At 69.4% G+C, this 16,176-nt stretch carries 15 protein-coding genes; 4 read left to right on the forward strand and 11 right to left on the reverse strand.

Annotated features, from left to right (window positions below; all coding sequences use genetic code 11):
- Window positions 1–35 precede the first annotated feature (35 nt).
- Complete coding sequence (locus HD599_RS11550) at window positions 36–626, reverse strand: dihydrofolate reductase family protein (protein ID WP_184237659.1); 591 nt, start codon at window positions 624–626, stop codon at window positions 36–38.
- Between the two features lie 125 nt (window positions 627–751).
- On the opposite strand from HD599_RS11550, the gene HD599_RS11555 reads away from it, so the two are divergent.
- Entirely contained in the window at window positions 752–1,372 is a 621-nt protein-coding gene (locus HD599_RS11555; protein ID WP_221420491.1) for a TetR/AcrR family transcriptional regulator, read from the forward strand.
- Window positions 1,369–3,063 (forward strand): MDR family MFS transporter, encoded by a 1,695-nt coding sequence (locus tag HD599_RS11560; protein ID WP_184237662.1) that lies wholly within the window; start codon window positions 1,369–1,371, stop codon window positions 3,061–3,063. The genes HD599_RS11555 and HD599_RS11560 overlap by 4 nt, the downstream gene beginning before the upstream one ends.
- Window positions 3,064–3,124: 61 nt before the next feature.
- Here the strand turns inward: HD599_RS11560 and HD599_RS11565 are convergent, their stop codons facing one another.
- From HD599_RS11565 to HD599_RS11580, 4 genes are all read right to left on the reverse strand, one after another.
- On the reverse strand, window positions 3,125–3,379 hold the full coding sequence (locus HD599_RS11565; RefSeq protein WP_184237666.1) for a hypothetical protein: 255 nt from the start codon (window positions 3,377–3,379) through the stop codon (window positions 3,125–3,127).
- Between the two features lie 19 nt (window positions 3,380–3,398).
- Complete coding sequence (locus tag HD599_RS11570; RefSeq protein WP_184237670.1) at window positions 3,399–4,487, reverse strand: hypothetical protein; 1,089 nt, start codon at window positions 4,485–4,487, stop codon at window positions 3,399–3,401.
- Window positions 4,488–4,628: 141 nt separating this feature from the next.
- On the reverse strand, window positions 4,629–6,371 hold the full coding sequence (locus HD599_RS11575; RefSeq protein WP_184237673.1) for a cation:proton antiporter: 1,743 nt from the start codon (window positions 6,369–6,371) through the stop codon (window positions 4,629–4,631).
- 114 nt (window positions 6,372–6,485) lie between these two features.
- Window positions 6,486–7,124, reverse strand: coding sequence for a hypothetical protein (locus tag HD599_RS11580; protein WP_184237676.1), 639 nt, complete (start codon window positions 7,122–7,124; stop codon window positions 6,486–6,488).
- Window positions 7,125–7,220: 96 nt separating this feature from the next.
- Here HD599_RS11580 and pdxY point away from each other — a divergent pair, with 96 nt between their 5' ends.
- Window positions 7,221–8,072, forward strand: a complete 852-nt coding sequence (gene pdxY, locus HD599_RS11585; protein WP_184237679.1) for a pyridoxal kinase PdxY — start codon at window positions 7,221–7,223, stop codon at window positions 8,070–8,072.
- Window positions 8,073–8,088: 16 nt separating this feature from the next.
- Here the strand turns inward: pdxY and HD599_RS11590 are convergent, their stop codons facing one another.
- From HD599_RS11590 to HD599_RS11615, 6 genes are read right to left on the reverse strand one after another with little or no spacing between them, the layout of a single operon-like run.
- Complete coding sequence (locus tag HD599_RS11590; RefSeq protein WP_184237682.1) at window positions 8,089–9,069, reverse strand: ornithine cyclodeaminase family protein; 981 nt, start codon at window positions 9,067–9,069, stop codon at window positions 8,089–8,091.
- Window positions 9,066–10,280: an amidohydrolase family protein gene (locus HD599_RS11595; RefSeq protein ID WP_343062034.1), complete on the reverse strand. Its 1,215-nt coding sequence runs from the start codon at window positions 10,278–10,280 to the stop codon at window positions 9,066–9,068. Before HD599_RS11595 ends, HD599_RS11590 begins: the two co-directional genes overlap by 4 nt.
- Window positions 10,277–11,818, reverse strand: a complete 1,542-nt coding sequence (locus HD599_RS11600) for an ABC transporter substrate-binding protein (RefSeq protein WP_184237685.1) — start codon at window positions 11,816–11,818, stop codon at window positions 10,277–10,279. The genes HD599_RS11595 and HD599_RS11600 overlap by 4 nt, the downstream gene beginning before the upstream one ends.
- 51 nt (window positions 11,819–11,869) lie before the next feature.
- Window positions 11,870–13,501, reverse strand: a complete 1,632-nt coding sequence (locus tag HD599_RS11605; protein WP_184237688.1) for a dipeptide ABC transporter ATP-binding protein — start codon at window positions 13,499–13,501, stop codon at window positions 11,870–11,872.
- The gene (locus HD599_RS11610; protein WP_184237690.1) at window positions 13,498–14,373 is read right to left on the reverse strand and encodes an ABC transporter permease; all 876 of its coding nucleotides are present in this window, start codon (window positions 14,371–14,373) and stop codon (window positions 13,498–13,500) included. The genes HD599_RS11605 and HD599_RS11610 overlap by 4 nt, the downstream gene beginning before the upstream one ends.
- Entirely contained in the window at window positions 14,370–15,287 is a 918-nt protein-coding gene (locus tag HD599_RS11615; protein WP_184237693.1) for an ABC transporter permease subunit, read from the reverse strand. The genes HD599_RS11610 and HD599_RS11615 overlap by 4 nt, the downstream gene beginning before the upstream one ends.
- Before the next feature lie 177 nt (window positions 15,288–15,464).
- Here HD599_RS11615 and HD599_RS11620 point away from each other — a divergent pair, with 177 nt between their 5' ends.
- The gene (locus HD599_RS11620; RefSeq protein WP_184237696.1) at window positions 15,465–16,175 is read left to right on the forward strand and encodes a GntR family transcriptional regulator; all 711 of its coding nucleotides are present in this window, start codon (window positions 15,465–15,467) and stop codon (window positions 16,173–16,175) included.
- The last annotated feature ends 1 nt before the right edge of the window (window position 16,176 follow it).

The raw sequence follows: 16,176 nt of genomic DNA on the forward strand, positions 1-16,176 counted from the left end.
CGCCCCGGTAGGCCGGATCGCCCCGGTGTGTCGCGTCAGCGGTGCACCGGATACACCAGGTGCGTTACCCGCTTCGCCTCGATCCGCGTGGTCGGGTCGCCGAGTCGCCAGGTATCGCCGCCGGTGAAGTACGGCCGCCCCGAGCCGAGAATGACGGGCACGAGATCGACCCGAACCTCGTCGAGCAGCCCGGACTCGAGCGCCTGAGATGCCATCTCCCCCGCCGCCACGCTGACGTCGAGGTCGCCGGCGAGACTGCGCGCGACGGCCACGGCCGCGGTGATGCCGTCCGTGACGAAGTGAAAGTTACCCGAGCCCGGATAGGACCAGCCGGCCGGTCTATCGTGGGTGGCGACGACGACCGGCACGTCGTACGGGTGTCGGCCGCGCCAGCCGTCCGTGACGTCGAACAGGCGGCGCCCGACGACCAGCGCCCCGAGACGCGAGGTCAGACGGCGGACATACCGGGCGGATTCCGCGGTCAGATGGAAGGTCAGAGATTCCATCGCGGTCGGGACCTCGATGTCCCCGGCCTCGTACCAGTCGAACAGAGCACCGGGGTTGTCGTCCTCGTAGGCGATGTAGCCGTCGAGCGACATCGACGCGGACGAGTAGACGGTTCCCATGGCGTTCCCCTTCGGTCGGCACCACGGTAGGAGCGGCCCCGGGAACACGTCAACGGGTGAGCGCTTCCTTGCAGTCCCGCAAAGTTGCACTTGCGTAATTTTGCAGTACGCGCAACAATAGACTCATGACAATCGAGAGGCTGGGCCTGCGTGACCGCAAGAGAATCGAGACCCGCCAGCGGCTCGAAGCCTGCGCTGTCGAACTGGTCCTGCGTGACGGCATCGAGAACGCCACTATCGACGCGATCAGCGAACTCGCCGACGTCTCCCCGCGCACGTTCTTCAACTACTTCGACTGCAAAGAGGACGCGATCCTCGGTGTGCGCGACGTGGAGATCACCGATGAACACGTCGCGGCACACATCGCCGAGCACGCAGAGGCCGACGCAATCGAGTCGATCGTGCGTCTCATCCTCACCATGATCGGCACGTCGGTCGGGGAGCACGAGGTCCGCGCCCAGCGGCTCGAGCTCGTCGTGCGGTATCCGCAGCTGATGAGCCGCCGGTTCACCCACATGACGCGGGTCGCCCAACACCTGACGAGCGCCGCGACCGCGATCCTCGCCACCGACGACCGTTTCGCCGACGCGGAGCCGGCCACCGTCGACATCATTCTCACCATCTGCGGATCGGCCGTACGCGTCGCCGTGATGGAACTGGCCGCCGCCCACGGCGAGCCCGACATCGAACAACTGCAACAGCGGGCCACCGGGCTCGTCAGAGAGGTAGTACAGAAACTGCAATGAGCACCGCACAAACGACCGCGCAACCCGCTCCGGGTGCCGCGCAGAACGACCCGGCGATGAAACGCAACATCCTGCTGGTCTTCGGCGGCCTCATGGTCACGATGCTGCTCGCGTCGCTCGACCAGACCATCTTCTCCACCGCCCTCCCGACGATCGTCGGCGAACTCGACGGCGTCGACCACATGCTGTGGGTTACCACCGCGTACATCCTCGCGTCGACCATCATGCTTCCCGTCTACGGCAAGCTCGGCGACCTGATCGGCCGCAAAGGCCTCTTCATCGCCGCGATCGGCCTGTTCATCGCCGGTTCCGTCGTCGGCGGTCTCGCGGACAACATGACCTGGCTCATCGCCGGCCGCGCCATCCAGGGCCTCGGCGGCGGCGGACTGATGATCCTCTCGCAGGCGATCATCGCCGACGTCGTCCCCGCCCGCGAACGCGGCAAGTACATGGGCATCATGGGCGGCGTCTTCGCCCTCTCCTCGGTCGCCGGCCCGCTCCTCGGCGGCTGGTTCACCGAGGGCATCGGCTGGCGTTGGGCGTTCTGGATGAACATCCCCCTCGGCATCCTCGCCATCGCCTCGGCCGTGCTCTTCCTGCGCCTGCCGAAGGTCGACCACGCCAAGCCGCGCATCGACGTCGCCGGCATGGGCCTGCTCGCGATCGCCTCCACCTGCCTCGTGCTCGTCACGACCTGGGGCGGCACCACCTACGACTGGGACTCGCTCGTCATCATCGGCCTCATCGCCGGGTTCGTGATCACCGCCATCGCGTTCGTGATGGTCGAACGCACCGCCGCCGAGCCGATCATGCCGCTGCACCTGTTCAAGGACCGCAACTTCAACCTGACGACGATCGCCGGCCTCATCACCGGTATCGCCATGTTCGGCGCACTCGCCTACCTCCCCACCTACCTCCAGATGGTGACCGGGGTGAACGCGACGCAGGCCGGCTTCCTCATGATCCCGATGATGGCCGCGCTGCTCGTCTCGTCGATCGCGTCGGGCCAGCTCGTCAGCCGCACCGGCCGCTACAAGTGGCTGCCGATCGTCGGAACCTTCATCGTCGCCGTCGCCCTCGTGCTGATGTCGACCATGACCCCCGACCTGCCGATCTGGATCCTCTGCTCCTACCTCGCCGTGATGGGCATCGGTCTGGGTATGAGCATGCAGATCCTCATCCTCATCGTTCAGAACTCGTTCCCGGTACGCGAGGTCGGAACGGCCACCGCGTCGAACAACTACTTCCGCCAGATCGGTGCCTCGCTCGGCGCCGCCATCGTCGGCAGCCTGTTCGTCGCACGCCTCACCGACCTGCTCGCCGAGCGCATGCCGGCCGGCGCTGCCGACGGCGGCGGATCGAACTCGTTCACCCCGGCCATCGTGCGGGACCTCCCCGCTGCGGTGCGCGACGTGATCGTCGGTTCGTACAACGACGCGCTCACCCCCGTGTTCCTCTACATGGTCCCGCTGGTGCTCGTGGCCGCCATCCTGCTCTGCTTCGTCACGGAGAAGCCGCTCGCCACCTCGATCGAGCGCGACGTGCTGCCCGAGTCGCTCGAGGTCGACGGGGCGTCGAGCGTCGCGATGGCCACCGCGTCGATCCCGACGGTTGCCGCCGACACCGTTTCGTCGAGCACCGAGAGCGAGACGGATGCCGCGGCTGGCGCCTCGCGTCCGACCGGCGCCTGACGCAGCGATCGGGTAGCACGAAACGGCGGGTCCCGACGGGGCCCGCCGTTTCGCGTTCCGGTCAGCTGTCGGTGTCGGTGTCCGCGCCGTCGGCCTCGCGTTCACGCTCGATCCGCGCCGCCGCCGAGTACCGCACGGTGCTGAACACGAGCACGACCAGCACCCCGACGAGCCCCGCCACGAGCAGCAGTTCCTGGCTCCCCGACAGGTAGGCCACGACGATCAGGGCGACGCCCAGCACCGTGGCGATCCAGTAGAGAACCGCGAAGGGCCCGCGCCGCCCGGCTTCGGAAAAGGCGCTTCTTCTCGTGGCCATCGGTGTCAACTCCTCCACATCAGGCATAGCAGCCGACCGACACCAGCTGGGCGAAGGAGACCATGTTTCCCCGCCAGACCCGCACCCCCGTGCACCGGCCGGTCGCCAGAACGATGTTCGCCTGCGCCCATCCGCCGATGAGCAGCGCGGCACATACCCCGGCGCCCGCGCCGAGGAACCGGCAGGCGATTCCCGGGCTGAGGGCGTGTGCAGCGAGCAAGCGGGTCTCGTAGCGCGAGAGCAGGAGCGTGCACCAGACGGCGTCGCAGGCCAGTCGCGGATCGGCGACCACGGGGTACGACGCTCCGCGGTGGTCGACCCTCTGGACGAGCACGTTGCCCTGCACCGAGTACGACGTCGGCACCGCCACGCCCGCGGCATCCGTGGCCCAGGCCGGTGCGATCGAGTTCACGATGTCGCCCGTGGCCGACAGCACCTCGACTCCCCCGCCGTCCGTCGGACGCAGCGTCGCCGGTTGCCCGTCGACGGTGAACGCGAACCGGTACTCGGTCGGCGCCGTCTGCGCCGAGATGACCGCGTACCCCGCGTTGGCCCCGGTTTTTCCGGTGCTCAGCGCGAAGCTCGAGTCGGCGGTGTTCTCGTAGACGGCGAGGCCGCCCGGGCTCAGGGCGCGGCCGTCACCGGCGGCGATCGGCACCACGCCGACCGTGCTCGCCCCCGACGGGACCGTGAGTCCGTCGGCCAGACTGACGGAAGCGGTGGACTCCGCGACGGGCGCGCCCTTCGTGACCGTGGGGAGCGGGAGCGCGCCGGTCGGCAGCGCGCTGTCGCGCGCGGCGTCCGGTCCGGCGAGGGGCGCCGACCGCGGTGCCGTCACCGCCGTGGCCTTCAGATCGTTCACCGCGCCCGTTCCGCGCAGGATCTGTTCCACGGCGGCGGCGTCGGCCGCGGCATCCGTGTTCGAAAAGGCACTGCCCGGGGTCGCGGGTTCTGCGACGGCGGGACTCGCGGCGAGTGCCGACGCCACCATCACGAGCGCCACCGCCGCCGCGACCGGAGCGAGCCGCAGGAAACGCCCGCGACCCGCGCCAGCATCGGATTCCATACGACCGGGGTCGAGCGCCTGACGGCTGTTCTTGTAGTTCATCGAATCTCCTCCTGAAATCGTCGAATCGGATCCCGGCACGGGAGTGACGGTAATTCCGGCCCGACGGCCGTGGGGGGAAAGTCGCGAAACTGGGCGCTATTGGGAGGACGCCCTGTGAATAACTCGCTGTGCGGCGACGTACTAGCTGCGCAAGCGCGCCTGGCTCGAGGTGTCGAGCGCGAATTCCTCCGCGTCGATGCCGAGGAGCACCTCGCGCATCACCTCTTCGTCGATGTTGTCGGCGTCGCGCTCGCGGATCAGCACCTCGCGGCGGAACCGCAGGATCTCTCGGCGCATCTGCAGGAGTTGCTCACGGTCGGGCCGCCCCAGCTCGGCATCGGCCTGCTGGTCGGCGGCCGCTTCGGCCTCGCTGCGGGCGAGCTGGCCGCGCATGCGCTCGAAGACCATCCGGGTGAGGACGGGCCCGTACTTGGCCTCCCACTCTTCGCGGTTGGACTCGGCGAAGTCGATACCCTCCTCGAGCGCGAGACGCGTCACGCGGTGTTCCTCTTCGAGGTCGCGGTCGCGCTGTCCGGGATCGGTGACGGTGAAGGCGCGGATGACCAGCGGCAGCGTCAGCCCCTGGATCAGCAGCGTTCCCACCGTGACGAAGAAGGCGATGAAGATGAGCGAGTCGCGCTCGGGCAGGGATTCCGGGATGGATGCCGCTGCCGCCAGGGTGACCACGCCGCGCATGCCGGTCCAGGAGACCACGGCCAGTTCGCGCCAGGTCATGAGCCTCTCTGGACGGAAGTTCCGCTGCTGCGCGAGCCGTTCCCGGTTCTCCTGGGAGACCTCTCGACCACGCCGCGCCTGACGCCGGAGCCAGCGTTCGGCGCGCTCCTCGCGCTTGGCCTGGATGCGCGGCACGTCGCGCTTGTTGTCGATCACGCTGAGGTAGTAGGTAGGGAACACGAAGAGCGGCCGCACGAGGATGACGACGAGCAGCACCACCGAGGCGATACCGACGTTCGCCCAGACGCCGAGGTCGGACTCGGAGAGGTTCTCGAGGTTGCCCTTGAGCTGCAGCCCGATGAGCGCGAAGACGAAGCCCTCGAGCAGCACGTCGAGCGCCGCCCACACGGGCCGCTCCTGCAGCCGCGACGCGTAGCCGGCCTTCGGCGAGTTGTACCCGACGACGAGTCCCGCCGCAACGACCGCGATCACACCCGAGCCGACGAACGGTTCGATGCCGATGTGCTCGGCGCCGATGTAGAGCGCGAACGGCAACAGCAGGCCGACGAGCGTCTCGATCACCGGGTCGTTCAGCTTGCTGCGCAGCCGCACGAAGGCGCCGCCGACGGCCACACCGAGGAAAACGCCGATGACGACCGCGGCACCGAAGATGCCGAAGTCGGCGAGCACGGTGTAGCCCGACCCGACGACGATCGCCACGAACACCTTGAGCAGGGTGAGGGATGCGGCGTCGTTGATGAGGCTCTCACCCGAGAGCACCGTCATCACGTGCCGGGGCAGGCCGAGCTTCTGTCCGATCGCCGCGGCCGACACAGCGTCGGGCGGCGAGACCACGGCGCCCAACAGCAGGGCGGCAGGCAGCGAGATGCCCGGGATCAGCCACCACGCGATCAGACCGACGGCGAGTGCGGTGAACACCACGAGTCCGATGCCGAGCCGGTAGATGTGTTTGCTACTCCGCGCGAAGTTCTGGAACGACACCTCGAGCGACGACGAGTAGAGCAGTGGCGGCAGCACGATCGTGAGGATCAGCTCCGGCTCGATCTCGAATTCCGGCATCCCGGGTATAAAAGACACGGCGAGAGCGACCGCCGTCACGACCAGCGGCGCGGGAAGACCGTAGCGGCGGGCCACCGCGGTGAGTCCCACCGAGCAGGCGACGAGGATGATCAGCGGCAGAAACTCCATGGCTGCCACGATACCGAGGGTGCCTCATACGACAGACGGGATGTCGCGGCCGAAGCGGCGCGATTCCCCGGTCGGGCGGGCACACGGCGTCATCGCGCCCGTGGAGCGGGGCGCTCAGCCCTGGCGCAGCCGCGCGTCTTCGATGCGGCGGATGACGATCTCTTCGAGCCGTACGTACAGCCCCTCGGCTCCCTCGTCGGCCGGGCTCTCGAGAATCCACGCGTTGGTGACCGTGAAGCACTCGATCGTCACCTCGAGGATCATCTCGTCGAGCAGATCGGCACCCAGTCGGGTGCTGATCAGCGTGCGCGTCTGCACCGCGATGAACGGCGCGAGCAGCCCGGCCATACGTCCGTCCAGGGCCGCGGCGACGTCGCCGTTGCGCATCGCGCGGTAGAAACTCTTGCGGCGGGCGAAGTGGTGCGCGTACGCGCTCACGGTCGGCGCGGACCCGGTCAGCGCGAGCGCCTCGAGCCCCAGGTCGTCACGACAGTTGCGGAGCGCGGCCTCGATCAGTATTTCGTCGACGCTGGAGAAGAGGGCGGATGCCGCGTCGGCAGCGATTCCGGCGGCGGCGGCGATCTCGCCGAAGCCGACCGCGGGCGTCTGGTAGCGCTCGGCCACAGCGACGGCCGCGTCGAGCAGTGCCTCGCGGGCGGAGCGGTCGTCGGGGGTAATCGGCTGACCGGAAGACGGGCCGTCCTGATCGTGGGATCGCAGGCAGGTTGCAGAATCTTCAGTTATGTCCGTCATCGCGTTCCACTCTATCGGCAGGCGCTGACAGTCAGCTGCGGGAGTAAGGCAGCGCGCGGCTGCCGTCTCGCCCGCCGGATGCGGGAGAATGGAGGGGTGAAGATCCTCTCGATCCAGTCAGCCGTCGCATTCGGCCATGTCGGAAACTCGGCAGCCGTTTTCCCCCTCCAGCGCATCGGAGTCGAGGTGCTTCCCGTCTACACGGTGAACTTCTCGAACCACACCGGATACGGAGCGTGGCGCGGTCCCCTCATCTCTCCGGAAGACGTACACGACGTGATCCTCGGCATCGAAGACCGTGGCGCACTGGCCGGGGTCGACGTCGTGCTCTCGGGCTACCAGGGCGGCGTGGGCATCGGCGACGTCATCATCGACGCGGTCGAGCGGGTCAAGAAGGCGAACCCCACCGCGGTCTACGCGTGCGACCCGGTCATGGGCAACGCTAAGTCGGGCTGCTTCGTCGCACCGGAGATCCCCCTGCTGCTGCGCGAACGCGTCGTGCCGGCCGCCGACATCATCACCCCCAACCAGTTCGAGCTGGGTTACCTGACCGACACCGACCCGTCGACGCTCGAGTCGACGCTCTCCTCCGTCGACGCGGCCCGCGCGATGGGGCCGTCGACGGTTCTCGTCACGAGCGTCGAGCGCCCCGACCGCGAATCCGGCACGATCGAGATGCTCGCGGTCGACGACGCCGGCGCCTGGCTGGTGCAGACCCCGTACATGCCGTTCAAGGCCAACGGGTCCGGCGACGTCACCGCGGCCCTGTTCACGGCGCACTACCGCGAGACCGGCGACGCGGCGACGGCGCTCGAGCGCACGGCGTCGAGCGTTTTCGACCTCATCGAGCTGACGCACCGCTCCGGCGACCGCGAACTGCAGCTCGTGCAGGCGCAAGAGTTCTACGCCCACCCGCGCATGCAGTTCACGGCGTCGCAGGTGCGCTGATAACGGCCGGAGCCGCTCAACCGTTGAGGTCGAGCTGCACCCCGATGCCGCGCGCACGAGCCTCGCGCACGAGCAGGTCGGCGATCGCCAGGTCCTGGGCACCGATACCGACCGAGTCGAACAGCGTGATCTGCCCGGCGTCTGTGCGGCCGGAGCACATGCCCGCGAGCACCTGGCCGACCGTGCCGACCACGTCGTCGAGGGTCACGACCCCCTCGGCGACGGCCATCATCAGGTCGCCCGACTTCGTCTCGGCCGTCGCGACGTCGTCCACCCAGACGGAAGAACGGGCCATCGTCGTCGCATCGACCTCGCGCTCGTCGGGGCGCGGGCGGGCTCCGACGACGTTCAGGTGCTGGCCGGGGCGGAGCCATTCCCCCCGGACGATCGGGGTGACGGACGGCGTGAGCGTGCAGACCACATCCGACAGTTGGAACACGGACTCACACTCGTCTACGACCTCGATCGCACCGTCCCAGTCGAGCGAGTCGGCGAGCGCCGCAGCCCGCTCCCCCGTGCGCGACCAGATCACGAGCCGGTCCCAGTCGCGCACGCCCCGCATCGCCTCGACGTGTTCGCGCGCGAGGCCGCCCGCTCCGACGAGGCCCAGCGTGCGGCTGTCCTCCCGCGACAAAGCCCTGGTCGCGACGGCACTTGCCGCCGCCGTGCGCACCCGGGTGGGCGGACCGCCGTGGAGCAGCGCGATCGGCGAACCGTCGGTGCGGTCGAGCACCACGATCATCGAGCGCTGGGTCGGCAGACCGCGCGCGGAGTTGTCGGGCACGTCGGCGAGCAGTTTGACCGCGGCGGTCCCGGTCGTGTCCGACAGGGCCGCCATCAGCAGGTAGCGGCCGCTGTCGGCGGCGGTGCTCATGGAGGTGGGGCGCGGCTGGTCAGCCGAACCCCGCGCGATATCGAGGAATACCTGCGCGACGGCCCGCTCGGTGGCCGGCCGGTCGACAAGCCCCTCGAGCTGGGAGGCGGTGAGCACGATCATGCGGCCCCGGTGAGCTCGAGGCCGTCGGCGACGACGGCGCCGCCGAACAGCACGGTGCGGTCGGGCAGGCGGTCCATGACCGCACTGGTGACGGTCTCGCCCGTCACGAGCTGGAGGTCGGCCCGGTCACCCTCGGCGACGCCCGGACGGTCGAGCCGCCCGTTCAGCGCGGGTGCGGTGCCGAGAACCGAGCGGCCGCCGACGGTGGCGACAGCAACGCAGTGCTCGATGTCCTCGTCGCGGCGGAAGTTGTTCGTGAAGGCCATCTGCCAGGTGCGGTCGAGCATGTCGGCGTTGCCGTAGGGCGTCCAGTAGTCGCGCTGGCCGTCCTCACCCAGACCGAGACGGATTCCGTGCTCGGCGAGGAGCAGCGTCGGCAGCGGCGTCGAGGGCGCGATGGTCGCCCAGGCGATGTCCAGTTCGGCGAACTGCTCGAGCAGGGGCACGAGCTGCTCGCGCGGCAGCTGGCCGAGCCCGTACCCGTGCGAGATGGTGACGCGTCCGGTCATCCCGAGGGCGCGGGTGCGCTCCACGATCAGCTCGGCCGAGAACTTCGCCAGTTGGTCGGGTTCGTGCAGATGGATGTCGATGGGCGCGTCGTACCGCTCGGCGAGACCGAAAACCAGGTCCAAGTGCCTGACCGGATCCCGGTCCAGCATGCAGGGGTCGATGCCGCCGACCACGTCGGCGCCCTGACGCATGGCTTCCTCGAGCAGCTCGACGGAGCCTTCCTCCCGCAGCAGTCCGGCCTGCGGGAACGCGATCACCTCGACGGTGGCGCGGTCCCGGTGCGCGTCCTTCGCCGCGAGGACGCCGTCCAGCCGTTCGAGCCCGGCGTCCACGTCGACCTGCGCGTAGCTGCGCACGCTCGTGGTGCCGTGGGCGATCATCCGAGCCAAAGTCTCGGTGGTGCGCTCGGCGATCGGTACGCCCGCGTCGCGCCAATTGGCGCGGTCGTTGAGCATCATCCCCCACACGCCGGGGGTGCCGGTGTGCGGACGGAAGGGCAGGCCGATGCGGGTGGAGTCGAGGTGCACGTGCACGTCGGCGAACGAGGGAAGCAGGATCCGTCCGCGGCCGTCGATCACCGTCTCGCCGGTCTGCGGCGGGGTGCCGACGGGGAGGATCTCGGCGATGGTCCCGTCGACGATCCGCACGTCACGGGCGGGTCCGCCCCAGGGGCGCGCGTCCGTGATCAGGGCGCGGCTCACCGGAAGCTCGTCTGCGTGAAGTCGAACAGTCCGTCGGCGCGCGGAGTCCAGTCGAGGTCGGGGTCGGCCGCGTAGTTGTTCATCGGCACGTAGAGCGGCACGTAGTAGCCCTGTTCGTTGCTGTACTGCAGCAGTTCCGCGAAGACGTCGAGTCGGTCCTCGCCGTCGACGCCACGCTGCTCGGCGGCGAGTTCGGCGGTACGCGGGTCCTGCGCGTAGTTGTTGTTGCCGGCCGGCTCGTACAGGTCGGTGAGGGGCAGGTCGCCGTCGACGGTGGACGGCGCCCAGGTGTTCAGGTAGATGCCCTCCATCTCGCGGCCGCGCACCTTGAGGGTGTGCGCCTGCTGGTCGGCGCCGCGAAGGTCGATGGTGAAGCCGACGTCCTCGAGGGAGGCCTGCACGGTCTGCGCAACCTCGGACGACAGCGGGATGCGGCCGTCGGTCGCGTAGTCGAACGGGATCGGCTCACCCGCGTATCCGGCCTCCGCGAGCAGTTCGCGGGCTCGGTCGGGATCGTAGCCCGTGTTTTCCACGTCGTCGCTGAAGCCCTCGACGGCTGGCGCCAGGGTCGTCGTGGCCGGCTCGGCGAGTCCGCCGAGAAGCCCGTCGGTGATCGCTTCCTTGTCGATAGCGAGGCCGATGGCCTCGCGGATACGCACGTCGGTCAGGACGCCGCTCGTGGAATTGACGCCCAGGAACACGACACCGTTCGAGAGCGCGGAGAAGACCTGCGCGGAGCCCTGGCTTTCGACCGACTCCACCTGCGTCGGGCCGATCGGGGCGACGTCGAGGCTGCCCGAGAGCACGCCGTTGACGCGCGACTCGTCGGACGAGACCGGCTGCAGGGAGATCTGCTCGATCGCCGGGGCGTCGCCCCAGTAGTCGTCGTTGCGCACGAGGTCGTACGAGACGCCGGTCTGGATGCTGTCGAACACGTACGGGCCCGAGCCGATCGGGTCCTGGGCGAACGCGTCCGCGCCCACCTCCTGGTAGGTGTCGGCCGGGACGACCGAGATCAGCGAGGTGTTGCGGGGGAAGGCCGAGAACGGGGACTTGAGGGTGAAGCGCACCGTCAGCTCGTCGACCGCCTCGACCGACGCGACCGAGCTGAGGTAGGCGTAGTTCTCGCCGGTCGGATCGCCGAGGATCGTCTGGTACGAGAAGGCGACGTCCTCGGCCGTGATGGCCTCGCCGTTGCTGGCCTCGACGCCCTCCCGCAGCGTGAAGTCCCACTGGGTGAGGTCGTCGTTCGCGCTCCACTCGGTGGCGAGCTTCGGCGCGAGCTCGCCGTCCGCCGTGATGGTGACGAGCTGGTCGAAGGTGTGGAAGAACACCGACAGCACGACGAGAGCGCCGGAGCGGATCGGGTCCATCGACGTCGGATCGGTGGGGATGGCGGCGACGATGCGGGTCGGGGTCTCACCCGAGGCATCGGTGTCGCCGTCGAAGCCTCCGGCACACCCTGAGAGTGCGAGTGTTCCGGTGGCGACGAGGGCGCCGGCGGTGAGAATCCGGCGGCTGAAGGCGGACGTGGGCATGGAATTCCTCATTTCGATGGATGACGCGAAGGGAGTGGTAACGGTGTGGGATCAGGGGCGGCTGGAGGCCTGCGCTGTACGGCGCGGCCCGTCGAGGCGCGGCACCGCGGCGAGCAGTTGACGCGTGAACGGGTGCTGGGGGTCGCGGAAGATCTGGGCGGTCGGCGCCTCCTCGACGACTCGGCCGTTCTGCATCACGATCACCCGGTCCGCGATGCTGCGCACCACGCCGAGGTCGTGCGAGATAAAGAGGTAGCCGAGTCCGTGCTCGCGCTGGAGCGCGTCGAGCAGGGTGAGGACCTGGGCTTGGATCGAGACGTCGAGCGCCGAGACCGGCTCGTCGAGCACGAGCAAACGGGGCCGGAGTGCGAGAGCGCGCGCGATGCCGACCCGCTGACGCTGGCCGCCGGAGAGCTGCCCGGGCATGCGCTTCGCGAACGATTCGTCGAGGCCGACGTCGGCGAGCAGCCCGGCGACCTTGCCACGGTCGTAGGCGCGGCGGATACGCAGCGGCTCGGCCACGAGGTCGTGCACGGTCAGGCGCGGATCGAGCGCCGAGTACGGATCCTGGAAGACGATCTGGGCGCGCTCGCGCTCGACCGCCGTCCGCTGGGCGATCGCGGCGCCCATGCGTGCACCGGCAACGGCGATCGAGCCCCTCGTGGCGGGCTGGATACCGAGCACCGCCTTCGCGAGGGACGACTTGCCGCACCCGGATTCCCCGACCACGGCCACCGTCTCGCCCGCGGCGATACGCACCGACACCCCGTCGACGGCCCGCACCGGGTTCGAACGCCCGGGGATCCGGTACTCGACGACGATGTCCTCCGCGACGAGCGCGTCGGCCTCTCCGGTGCGCACCGCCGGGGCGGTCCGCTCGGACTCGGCGGGCATCGCGGCCATGAGGCGGCGGGTGTAGTCCTCCGCCGGCGCGTCGAGAACCGCACGCGTCTCGCCGGTCTCGACCACGCGGCCGTGGTGCATGACGGCGAGCCGGTCGCTGTTCTCGGCGACGAGGCCGAGGTCGTGGGTGATGAGCACGAGGGCCGAGCCCGTGCGTTCGCGTACCTCGGCGAGCAGGTCCATGACCTGTGCCTGGACGGTGACGTCGAGGGCGGTGGTGGGCTCGTCGGCGATCAGGAGCAGCGGGTCGTGCGCGATCGCCATGGCGATCATCGCGCGCTGGCGCATGCCTCCCGACCACTGGTGGGGACGGGTGGCCGCGCGCTCGGCGGCATCGCGCACACCCACGGAGGTGAGCAACTCGACCGCCCGTTCGCGCGCCGCACGACGGCCCAGCCGTGGCGCGTGCACCCGCACCGCCGAAGCGACCTGCGCACCGACTGCCCGCAGCGGGTCCAGCGACGACATGGGGTCCTGGAAGACCATGGCCGCGGTCCGACCGCGCAGCGCCCGCAACTCGCGTTCGCCCGCCCAGACACCCGCCTCGACGTCGACGAGCACCTGCTCGTCGAGCACGATGCGTCCGCCCGCGATGCGTGTCCCGACGGGGAGCAGACCGAGTGCGGCCAGCACCGTGAGGCTCTTGCCGGAGCCGGACTCGCCGACGACGCCGAGCGATTCGCCGCGGTCGACCCGCAGCGAGACGCCGTCGACGAGCGTGCGCGGCTGGTCGCCCACGGTCTCGATCCGCAGGTTGTCGATTCGCAGAACGGTGCTCATCGCATGCCTCCCTTGCGCAGCAGGCCGCCGCGGGTCTCCGCCGTGAACTGCTGACTCAGGAACTGCACGCCGCCGACCGCGAGAAGCATCACCAGTCCGGGCAGCAGCGCCAGCCAGGGGTCGCCGGCGAGGTGGCGTTGGCCGTCGAAGATCATCGAGCCCCAACTCGGCACTGGCGGTTGGACGCCGAGTCCGAGGTACTCGAGCGACGACGTGATGAGGACGATCGTCGCGACATCCGTCGCCGCAATGATGAGAGTGTGCGGCCAGACGTTGGGCACCACGTGCCGGGTGAGCACCCAGATCGAGTCGGCGCCCTGTGTGAGCGGCGAGACCACGAAGTCCTGGCGTCGCAGCGACGCGGCGACGTTGCGGGTGACCCGGGCGTACCCGACCCACCAGGTGAGGCCGAGCACGAGGATCGTCAGGCCGGCGCTCGGCCGCAGCACCGCGCAGATCGCGATGAGCAGCAGCACGACGGGCATCGCCAGCGTGACGTTGCTCACCAGGGTGATGAGCGTCTCGAGTCGGCCGCCGAAGTACCCGGCGAGGATCCCGACGAAACTGCCGATCAGCGCGTTCATGATCACGATCAGCACGGTCATGCCGAGCGTCACCGCCGAGGCGAGGGCGATCCGGCTGAGCAGGTCGCGGCCGAGAGCGTCGGTGCCGAGCGGGTGTCCCGGGTCGGACAGCGGGGGCAGGAGCGCCGCGCGCAGGTCCTGCGCCATCGGGTCGTAGCCGGGGAGGAGCGGGACGACGGCGGTGAGCAGCAGCACGCTGCCGAGCATGATGGCGCCGACGACAGCCCCGGGGCGTGGGCGCCAGCGCCGCACGACGGGCGCGGGTGACGCGACGAGCGAGGTGGTCATGAGGTCGCCGTCCTTGTGTCGATGCGGCGGACGAGCACGTCCACCGCGGTGTTGACGATCACGAATGCGAGGGCCACGAACACCAGGCCCGCCTGCACGATCGGGAAGTCGCGCTGGCTGACGGCGTCCGTCAGCAGCTTGCCGAGACCGGGCCAGGCGAACACGACTTCGACCACCACGGTGCCGCCGAGCAGGCCGCCGAGGTTCAGGCCGGCCATTCCGAGCACCGGCAGAATCGCATTCGGCAGCATCCGGGTGAACAGCACGGTCGAGCGGCGCTGCCCCTGCGCGATGGCGGTGCGCACGTAGTCCTGACCGGCCTGCTCACTGAGCGCGGCGTCCAGCAGCCGGAGATACATCACGAACTGGCCGGTGGCGAGGGTGAGCACCGGCAGCACCAGGCTGGCGTAGCTCGTGCGCCCGAGGGACGGGAGGACCCCGAGGATCACCGAGAAGACGAGGACGAGTAGGAGCGCGAAGAAGAAGTCGGGCACCGACTGTCGGATCGCACCGGCCCAGCCGACGATCGCCCGCAGCACACGGCTGCCGGTGAGCTGGATGGCCAGGGCCCCGGCGACGGCGAGCACGATCCCGATCGCGAAGGCCCAGAACGCGAGCTCGATCGTGGCGGGCACCCGCTCGAGCACGAGGCCGAGCGCCGATTCGCGAAGGCGGTACGAGTCGCCGAAGTCGCCGGTGACGAGTCCGACGAGCGTGTCGAGGTACTGCACGATCAGGGGGCGGTCGAAGCCGAGCGCTGCGTTGAGCGCGTCGACGTCGGACCGCGTCGCGTTGTCGGGCAGGAGCAGCGCACCGGGCTCGCCGGTGGCGCGGCCGAGCACGAAGGCGATGGTCACCACGGCGAGCACTGTGGCGACGGCGAGGGCCAGTCGGCGGGCGATGAATAGGAGCACGTCGATGACGCTATGCGACGGTCTGCCCGATAGTGGCCGACGTAACACGCTCGTCACATACTTCTTACACTTTCGACACTTTCGCATACCAAATCCCCTATTGCGGCATCTTTTTTGCCTAGGAATCGCATTCTGGTATTCAATCAGGCGACTTGGGGACGTGACAGAATGGTGCTCATGAGCCTCGAACAGACCCCCGCGCGTATCGCGAACGTCCTGCGCGAACAGATCATCACGGGCGAGCTGGAGATGGGATCGAAGCTCAACGAGCGCGAGATCGCCGAGCGGCTGCAGGTCTCGCGCATCCCCGTGCGAGAGGCACTGCCGATCCTCGAGTCCGAGGGCTTCATCACGTCGCAGCCCCGGCGCGGTGCGGTCGTGCACGTGCTCACCCTCACCGACGCCGCCGAGCTCTTCGACCTGCGTCGCCAGCTCGAACCCATGGCGTCGGCCTTCGCCGCGCGCCGGGCCGCGGCTGGTGCCGACGTCGGTCCGATGCTGTCAGCGCTTCAGACGGCCCGCGGCGCGACCCTCCCGCTGGCCCCGGTGCTCGATTCCCCGGACCAGGTCGCGCCCCCGTCGACCCGCAACTCCGATCTGCACGAGGAGATCATCGCCCTCGCCGACCACGCGCTGCTGCGGCGGGTGACGAAACTCATGAGCGGACGCGTGCGCTGGCTGTTCCGCCTCACGCCGCAGCGCGACACCACCGCGATGTGGATCGAGCACCGCGAAATCGTCGACGCGATCGTCGCGGGCCAGGAGGACGTCGCAGAACTGCTCACCGCGGCCCACGTCGAGCGCGGACGATTCGAGTCGATGCCGCTTCTGGCCGACAAGCTGCCCTCGGCGGTCCCGATGCCGAAGAGGCGCCGCAAAGCCAGTTGAT

This window comes from Conyzicola lurida, assembly GCF_014204935.1.
GTDB classification, from domain to species: Bacteria; Actinomycetota; Actinomycetes; order Actinomycetales; family Microbacteriaceae; genus Conyzicola; species Conyzicola lurida.

What these genes read in the sequence shown, in the direction of transcription:
- HD599_RS11600 (WP_184237685.1), bottom strand. Translation starts at nt 11,818, where the DNA reads ATGCCCACGTCCGCCTTCAGCCGCCGGATTCTCACCGCCGGCGCCCTC.
- HD599_RS11610 (WP_184237690.1), bottom strand. Translation starts at nt 14,373, where the DNA reads ATGACCACCTCGCTCGTCGCGTCACCCGCGCCCGTCGTGCGGCGCTGG.
- HD599_RS11560 (WP_184237662.1), top strand. Translation starts at nt 1,369, where the DNA reads ATGAGCACCGCACAAACGACCGCGCAACCCGCTCCGGGTGCCGCGCAG.
- HD599_RS11550 (WP_184237659.1), bottom strand. Translation starts at nt 626, where the DNA reads ATGGGAACCGTCTACTCGTCCGCGTCGATGTCGCTCGACGGCTACATC.
- HD599_RS11570 (WP_184237670.1), bottom strand. Translation starts at nt 4,487, where the DNA reads ATGAACTACAAGAACAGCCGTCAGGCGCTCGACCCCGGTCGTATGGAA.
- HD599_RS11580 (WP_184237676.1), bottom strand. Translation starts at nt 7,124, where the DNA reads ATGACGGACATAACTGAAGATTCTGCAACCTGCCTGCGATCCCACGAT.
- HD599_RS11590 (WP_184237682.1), bottom strand. Translation starts at nt 9,069, where the DNA reads ATGATCGTGCTCACCGCCTCCCAGCTCGAGGGGCTTGTCGACCGGCCG.
- HD599_RS11620 (WP_184237696.1), top strand. Translation starts at nt 15,465, where the DNA reads ATGAGCCTCGAACAGACCCCCGCGCGTATCGCGAACGTCCTGCGCGAA.
- HD599_RS11605 (WP_184237688.1), bottom strand. Translation starts at nt 13,501, where the DNA reads ATGAGCACCGTTCTGCGAATCGACAACCTGCGGATCGAGACCGTGGGC.
- HD599_RS11565 (WP_184237666.1), bottom strand. Translation starts at nt 3,379, where the DNA reads ATGGCCACGAGAAGAAGCGCCTTTTCCGAAGCCGGGCGGCGCGGGCCC.
- HD599_RS11555 (WP_221420491.1), top strand. Translation starts at nt 752, where the DNA reads ATGACAATCGAGAGGCTGGGCCTGCGTGACCGCAAGAGAATCGAGACC.
- HD599_RS11575 (WP_184237673.1), bottom strand. Translation starts at nt 6,371, where the DNA reads ATGGAGTTTCTGCCGCTGATCATCCTCGTCGCCTGCTCGGTGGGACTC.